Annotated in this window: 8 protein-coding genes and 3 pseudogenes; 6 read left to right on the plus strand and 5 right to left on the minus strand. The window is 41.1% G+C overall.

Going from position 1 to position 6,946, the window contains the following annotated elements:
* Nucleotides 1–157 precede the first annotated feature (157 nt).
* The 4 genes and pseudogenes from AACT18_RS18180 (at nt 158) to AACT18_RS16205 (ending at nt 2,735) form a co-directional block, all read left to right on the plus strand.
* Nucleotides 158–595 (plus strand): annotated as a pseudogene (locus AACT18_RS18180) (BLUF domain-containing protein).
* 186 nt (nt 596–781) lie between these two features.
* Complete coding sequence (locus AACT18_RS16195) at nt 782–1,066, plus strand: type II toxin-antitoxin system RelB/DinJ family antitoxin (protein ID WP_094146620.1); 285 nt, start codon at nt 782–784, stop codon at nt 1,064–1,066.
* Nucleotides 1,063–1,341: a type II toxin-antitoxin system RelE/ParE family toxin gene (locus AACT18_RS16200; protein WP_010320663.1), complete on the plus strand. Its 279-nt coding sequence runs from the start codon at nt 1,063–1,065 to the stop codon at nt 1,339–1,341. The genes AACT18_RS16195 and AACT18_RS16200 overlap by 4 nt, the downstream gene beginning before the upstream one ends.
* 436 nt (nt 1,342–1,777) lie before the next feature.
* Nucleotides 1,778–2,735 (plus strand): annotated as a pseudogene (locus tag AACT18_RS16205) (IS30 family transposase).
* A 161-nt stretch (nt 2,736–2,896) separates the two neighbouring features.
* On the opposite strand, the gene AACT18_RS16210 reads toward AACT18_RS16205, so the two are convergent.
* Complete coding sequence (locus AACT18_RS16210; protein ID WP_094144290.1) at nt 2,897–3,442, minus strand: GNAT family N-acetyltransferase; 546 nt, start codon at nt 3,440–3,442, stop codon at nt 2,897–2,899.
* A gap of 195 nt (nt 3,443–3,637) precedes the next feature.
* On the opposite strand from AACT18_RS16210, the gene AACT18_RS16215 reads away from it, so the two are divergent.
* Nucleotides 3,638–3,883, plus strand: a complete 246-nt coding sequence (locus AACT18_RS16215) for a type II toxin-antitoxin system CcdA family antitoxin (RefSeq protein ID WP_094144291.1) — start codon at nt 3,638–3,640, stop codon at nt 3,881–3,883.
* Nucleotides 3,883–4,200, plus strand: a pseudogene (locus AACT18_RS16220) (CcdB family protein). Before AACT18_RS16215 ends, AACT18_RS16220 begins: the two are co-directional and overlap by 1 nt.
* 141 nt (nt 4,201–4,341) lie before the next feature.
* Here AACT18_RS16220 and AACT18_RS16225 read toward each other — a convergent pair.
* From AACT18_RS16225 to AACT18_RS16240, 4 genes are all read right to left on the minus strand, one after another.
* The gene (locus AACT18_RS16225; protein ID WP_046126198.1) at nt 4,342–4,713 is read right to left on the minus strand and encodes a nuclear transport factor 2 family protein; all 372 of its coding nucleotides are present in this window, start codon (nt 4,711–4,713) and stop codon (nt 4,342–4,344) included.
* Between the two features lie 202 nt (nt 4,714–4,915).
* On the minus strand, nt 4,916–5,197 hold the full coding sequence (locus AACT18_RS16230) for a hypothetical protein (RefSeq protein ID WP_176428345.1): 282 nt from the start codon (nt 5,195–5,197) through the stop codon (nt 4,916–4,918).
* Between the two features lie 161 nt (nt 5,198–5,358).
* The gene (locus tag AACT18_RS16235; RefSeq protein WP_094127290.1) at nt 5,359–5,823 is read right to left on the minus strand and encodes an ASCH domain-containing protein; all 465 of its coding nucleotides are present in this window, start codon (nt 5,821–5,823) and stop codon (nt 5,359–5,361) included.
* A 151-nt stretch (nt 5,824–5,974) separates the two neighbouring features.
* Nucleotides 5,975–6,742 (minus strand): hypothetical protein, encoded by a 768-nt coding sequence (locus AACT18_RS16240; RefSeq protein WP_094144301.1) that lies wholly within the window; start codon nt 6,740–6,742, stop codon nt 5,975–5,977.
* Between the last annotated feature and the right edge of the window lie 204 nt (nt 6,743–6,946).

Consider the following 6,946-nt stretch of genomic DNA (forward strand, 5'->3'; position numbering starts at 1 on the left):
GCCCTTATATATCAACGACCTTCATGCGGTTTCCCTGCATAACACCGTAATCACAAAAACCAACGCATAGTAAAAATACCACGCGTTGGCTGTCCCTCTTGAAGCGTTTGTTAGCTTAAATCGTCTATACTTTACAAAAATGTCTAGGGGCACCAAGATGAAGCTTACAAAACTTATTTACACTAGCTCGATGTCAGATAAATGCAATTTAGATGAAATCGATAACATCCTTGCTGAAGCTATTGGAAGGAATGCTAGCAAAAATATCACAGGGGTTCTCTATTACTAAAATCATTACTTCTTTCAATGCCTTGAAGGAGAAAATAAGGATATTGAAGAAGTATTTGCTCTGATAGAAAAAGATAAACGCCATACAAATATAATGGTCGTAGAGAAAGCACCTATTGCAACCAGACAGTTCGGCGAATGGGCTATGGCCTACATTTTACAATCTCCGCTACTAGTACCAATACATCAAAGACTCATGAACTCGGACGAGTTCGATCCCCGATTAATCACTCCCACGAATGCCCACTTACTACTCGAAGAACTGAAAAATTATCTTCCAAAGGCATATTTAGCAACTTTGCAATAGTTAAGCTAACGCCCTGCTAAGGGGTGAGCAACGCCATACCGAAGTTACCGAAAACCACCTTAATCACTAAATTCAACGCATAGTTAAAATGCCACGCGTTGCGAATCCCTCTTGAGCAGTTTGTTAGTTGCCCTTGCTCGATTCCAGTGCTAACATTTGTACACACGCAAACTTAGGGAGCTACTCATGGACACTAGAATTCAATTTCGTATTGATGACGAAATTAAACGCTTAGCCCAACAAATGGCTGAGAGCCAAGGTCGCACACTCAGCGATGCTTGCCGTGAACTTACTGAACAAATGGCTGAGCAACAAAGAAAAACATTATCTCATGACGCTTGGTTAACTGAACAAATAAACCTAGCATTTGAGAAGTTTGACTCAGGAAAATCTTCATTTGTTGAACATAATTCAGCTAAAGCACGAATGGCTGAACGAAAGGCCAAAATTCGTAATCGAGGCCAGCAATGATTTTATGGGAAGAGGAATCGCTAAATGATCGTGAGAAGATCTTTGAGTTTCTTTATGACTTTAACCCTGATGCGGCTGAAAAAACTGATGACATTATTGAGGCTAAAGTAGAAAACTTACTCGAACAACCATTGATGGGTGTTCAACGGGATGGAATTCGAGGACGATTACTCATTATTCCCGAAATCTCAATGATCGTTTCGTACTGGGTAGAAGGTTCAATTATTCGCATAATGCGAGTTCTACACCAGAAGCAGAAATTCCCTACCGATTGATTGTAGTCGGTGGGCTACTAACGCCCGGCTAAGGGGTTGACAACGCATCGCCGAACTTAAAAAACACACTTAAACACTGAACTTAAATTTTGCACCAAAGTCGCCATGCGTTGGCAATCCCTCTTGAGCCGTTTGTTATGCAAATTCAATGAGATAAACTGAATTTACACAACCAAAAGCCACAATTGCAATGGTTGAGTGATTCAAGAGTCAACCCAAGTAAGAGCCGTGATGTATAAGCCGCCAAAACAAAGTCCACCGTTCAGCAACAAATCAAGCTTTTGAATGAGACAAACTCAACAAGCAAGGCTTTCAGCAAGTGCGAAATGCTCGATAACATTGTCCTTGGATTCAAGTACGAAGTGCGACACCCCTGAACATAAAAACAGTAAGGTGCGATAATCATGAAGTTTGCTCCCGCCAAGAAGTAAAAAACATGAAATACACGCACCTTACTGAGATTGAAAGTTATATGATTTCTGCACTCAGAAAGCAAGGTATTAGTACCGCTAAAATAGCTAAACAACTAGGTCGTCACAAAGCCACTATATATCGAGAAATTGAACGCAATTCCCGATACAACAGACACTTTAAAAGGTACTCCTATCAGGCGTGGAGAGCCCAACAAATGGCTCGCAACCGGCTGAGCCGCTCGCGCAGAAATAAGCGTTACAGCGAAATCGACTTCAGGTTACCTGAAACTGGATTGGAGCCCTGACCAAATCGTCGGATACCTAAGGGTAAGAGGCTATCCAACAATGAGTCACGAGCTCATTTATCAGCATATTTGGAACGACAAAACTCTCGGTGGAACACTATGGAAACACCTACGCCAATCCACTAAGAAAAGGCGTAAAAGGTATAACTCAAAAGACAGCCGAGGTCGGCTGGCAGCAAAGCGTCATATTACCGAAAGACCTGCAAAAGCTGAGCATCGAAAAGAGCCTGGTCATTGGGAAATTGATACCGTCGTTGGCCGCGGAACCAAGCACTGTATCGTGACCTTAGTCGACAGAATGACTGGCTACACTTTTATTGGGCAAATGGACGATAGAACAAGCGAGTCGCTCAACGTAAGAATGAGCAAAATCATGACCCGCTCTGACTTACCTTTTAAGACGATAACTGCGGATAACGGCACTGAGTTTCATGGTTATGCACAACTAGAAAAACATCATAACTGTCTGTTTTACTTTGCAAACCCTTACCACTCATGGGAACGAGGTACAAATGAAAACACCAACGGCTTGATACGACAATACTTACCAAAACGAACTTCTATGTCACACGTGACACAGAAGCTCTGCAATGAAATTGCACACAAATTAAATACGCGCCCACGCAAAAGACTTGGGTATAGGACACCAACGGAGTATATTCATGCGCACCTGTAAAAAGTGTCGCACTTCAAACTTGATACTAAGCTTTCGAGAGGCATAACGCCCGCTTAAGGGGCAGACAACGCTACTACTAACTTTCCGCACAACACCGTAATCACAAAAAACCAACGCATAGTAAAAATGCCGCGCGTTGGCTGTCCCTCTTGAAGCGTTTGTTATGTTTTGGGCCAATTGGTGCGATTTAGACCATAAACAGCATGATCTACAACTCGGCCATTCAAATTTTCTGCGCGACTGATTATGCCCTCAAGCGAGAAACCTAAACGTTCACATACATTATGACTTGGAATATTTTCGCTTGCTGCTGATATCTGAACCTTTTCCATATCAAATTCAGTAAAAGCCAAGTCGGTCAGTTTTAAAACTGACTTACTCACGATACCTTTACCTTGGTATTCAGAGCTTAACCAGTAGCCAATCTCTACTTTTTTAAGTTGACGGTTAATACTGTTAAAACTGATATTTCCAACCAACTTATCTTGGTAAATCATCCCACAAACCAAGGATTTTCCATCAGCATAATCATGCAATGAACTTTTGATAAAGCTAAGAAAAAACTCTTCATTGGTTGCATGAGGAGGCCAAGCTAACCATTGACTCAAGTATTCTCGCTCTCGACTGACAATTTCAAGATAGGCCGAAGCAAACTTGGGAGTAACCAAAGCCAGTTTCAGATCGATATCAACATCCAATGTAAACATGATTTCCTCTTAAAAACATAACGCCCAATTAAGGTGTGAGCCACGCTACCACTGCACTCAACTAGGGCGCCGTAAACACTAAACTAAACCCAAACCAAAAATGCCAAGCGTGGGGAATCACTCTTAAATTGTTTGTTATATGCCTTTCGTGCGCCTATACTTAATGCGCACTAAAAATACGCATAGGTAATTATCATGAGAAACTCATATAGTACGCAAGCACCCAAAATGGCTGCAAACTTAAGCTTAAACAGCGAACTACTCGCTGAAGCTAAGCGACTAAACATAAACCTCTCTGCAACAATGGAAAAAGCTCTTGAAAAAGAAGTTAAACAACGCCGTAAAACTGAGTGGTTAGAGCAAAATGCAGATGCTATTAGCGTTTGCAATGAACTAACAGAAAATCACGGCCTGTTTTCCGATTCTTACCGAGTATTCTAATGTCACAATTTTCACTATACCAAAATAACGATAAAAGCACTGCTACCGCTTACCCATAATTTGTTGATGTTCAAAGTGAAATGCTTGATACGCTGAATACCCGACTGGTGATTCCCTTAACACCGGTTGAAATGTTAGAGAAGAAAGCCCCTACCCACCTGTGCCCAGTGATCCACATTGATGAAGGCGACTTCGTAATCCTAACTCATCAAATGGCGAGTGTTCCAACTAAAATCCTGCGTGATCCTGTGAATGAGTTGAGCACTTTTAGAAATGAGATTATTGCTGCTATCGACTTTCTGATTACTGGCATATAACGCCCGCTTAAGGGGCAGACAACGCTACTACTAACTTTCCGCATAACACCGTAATCACAAAAATCAACGCATAGTAAAAATGCCACGCGTTGGCTGTCCCTCTTGAAGCGTTTGTTATATGCCTGACCACCAAGCCTAGTTTTATATCAATTCAAAAGCCGCACATGGCGTCCCTTGATGATACTTCAACTGCCAACAGCTACCAGTAAATGCCCAAATAGAACAACGTTTAGCATAATCGCTTACTTCACCAGATTCTTTGACTAAAGCTGATTCATATTTAAGAAGCTGAACTGACGGTTCAAGTTGAATACATTCGTATTTTTGCGAATGAACATGCAAATCCGAAGGCTTTTCTGAACTCATCATTTCGATTATCGAGTCAAAGTTAAAACTGTTACCTGATTTACCAACCTCAGTAAAACTCGGGTGAATTAGGCGTTCAATATCAGCTCTATTTTTTCGTATCTCATACTGGTGAAGTTCGATTTCTTGTTCTACTAAAATATCCATTTCTTCTCCTGAGTTGATAAAGCATATAACGCCCGCCTAAGGGGCTGACAACGCATAACAACCAAACCCAAACACAACAACCGAAACCACCGCGGCTCAATGGGACTGGAAACGCCGCGCGTTGACAGTCCCTCTTGAGGCGTTTGTTATATTTTCGTTCTCAACTCTAACGTGATAGAACGTTGAGCATTGCCAAAAATCATTAAATAACCGATATTTCTCGGCTCTCTAAAACAGTCGCAGCTTCTGCTCGTTCAATGATTTTTAGCAATACCGATTGAATCGCTTCATCTTCACAGACATCTTTGTCACTCGTAAATCTCTGAATTTGTGGTTCGGCATTTTCTTCAGGAACAAAAGTGATGACTACTTCGGTCGCCAAATCGCTCGTTTCACCGAAATACTCTAATGATATTTGCGGATAACCTCTGAAACCTCTTTGTACTCGTTTCAATATGCGTTTTTTCGCCTTATCCACGTTCATGATGAATCCTTTTGATGGTTGAACTGAAAAGAAATATAACGCCCGCTTAAGGGGCAGCCAACGCTACTACCAGCTTTCCGCATAACACCATAATCACGAAACCCAACGCATGATAAAAATGCCACGCGTTGGGTGTCCCTCTTGAAGCGTTTGTTATGTTTTTACTGATACACGACCTTAAAGTGTTCTAAAACCAATAACATATCCTCACTTGGCTCTATACCTAAAGTTTCACATTCACGTGAGAAAAATTTCCAATGAGCCTTACGCCACCATTCTAGCGATTTGTCGCCCTCACCCTCACTTGCCGCAAACTCTTCCGTCACTTCGTTGAATCGACAACTTGAGACAGATGTTATCTCAATTATACAAATTGGTTCACCATCCCAGTTTGTGACCACTTGAAGGTGGCCAACTATAGGTAATACTTCACTTTCGTGGCTATACCAGTATTCCATGCTGCATGATGCACGCTTCTCGCCACGTAGGATTAAATCAGCACATAGATTTGCGTTATATTCATCCGCGCAAAAGTAATCCGAACTAAATGATGTGTATTTTTCAGACACTTCACTAGGTAAAGTTCGAAGGTACTGCTGTAAAAATAACTGACTCTTTTCTTCCATGATTCTCTGAACCTGATTAAAAACATAACGCCCAATTAAGGGGTGAACAACGCTACCACCCGAACCCAAAGCATTGTGCCATAAACACTAAATTTGAAGTAGAAGCAAAAATGCCAAGCGTTGTGAATCCCTCTTAAATTGCTTGTTATGTCTATAAGCCAAGGATATCGCTAACAATTTTTTGTTTCATTTCATATTCAATATGTTGAACCAAATCCCTAGAATTGTTCACTAGTTCTTTGACTGATTCAGGTGTTATTGCGACCTTATTGCCATTACTGTCCAAACCAGCTCGGTGAACGCAATCGTGGCGAATTTTAACCGCAGAAAACAGCCAAGATATGTTGCCAAAATCGCAGTCTAATACAGACTTATACATTGGCTTGATTATGTCCAAACGATGAAATATTAGCTTTTTTAAATAGTCCGCTACTGTTAGCTTAAGACCTTCATGCTTCTTATAAATATCCTTCATTGTGAACTTCATGTCTGAAAATACCGGATCTGTTTCCACCAAACGACGAATCAGTTCATCTGAATTAGTTACTCTATGGATGAAAGTAGAAGCAAGATACGCCTCTAAAGAAGCAACTGTATGAGCATGCAGCATGACTAACAACGAGAATTGAGTTTCATTATCGGTAGCCACATTCAAAAGGTTTAAAATACTTTTAATTTGGCTGTCAAAAACACCAACTTGAGATTGGTCTTTGACATACCACTCTAATTCTTCATGAAGATACCAATCTAGCTCTTGTTGGCGTAACTCATGTTCAATATGGTCATCATATGCTTGTACTGCTTCTTCCCATTCATCTGAGCCTTCTTCACCAGCATCGTCACCATAATTATCCTCGATCCAGTCATACATTGGCTGCAACTCATCACGAAGTATCATTTCTTCTTTTGCTCGACCCATAATAAACACCTCAAATATGTGGATAGACATAACGCCCGCTTAAGGGGTAGACAACGCTACTGCCAACTTTCCGCATAACGCAATAATCACAAAAGCCAACGCATAGTAAAAATGCCACGCGTTGGCTGTCCCTCTTGAAGCGTTTGTTAGGCAAATTTCTATGCTATTTCGGTAAACAAGCAGATTTTATGCGCTTTATGCGAA

It is taken from the genome of Vibrio sp. V04_P4A5T148, assembly GCF_963875605.1.
GTDB lineage: Bacteria > Pseudomonadota > Gammaproteobacteria > Enterobacterales > Vibrionaceae > Vibrio > Vibrio anguillarum.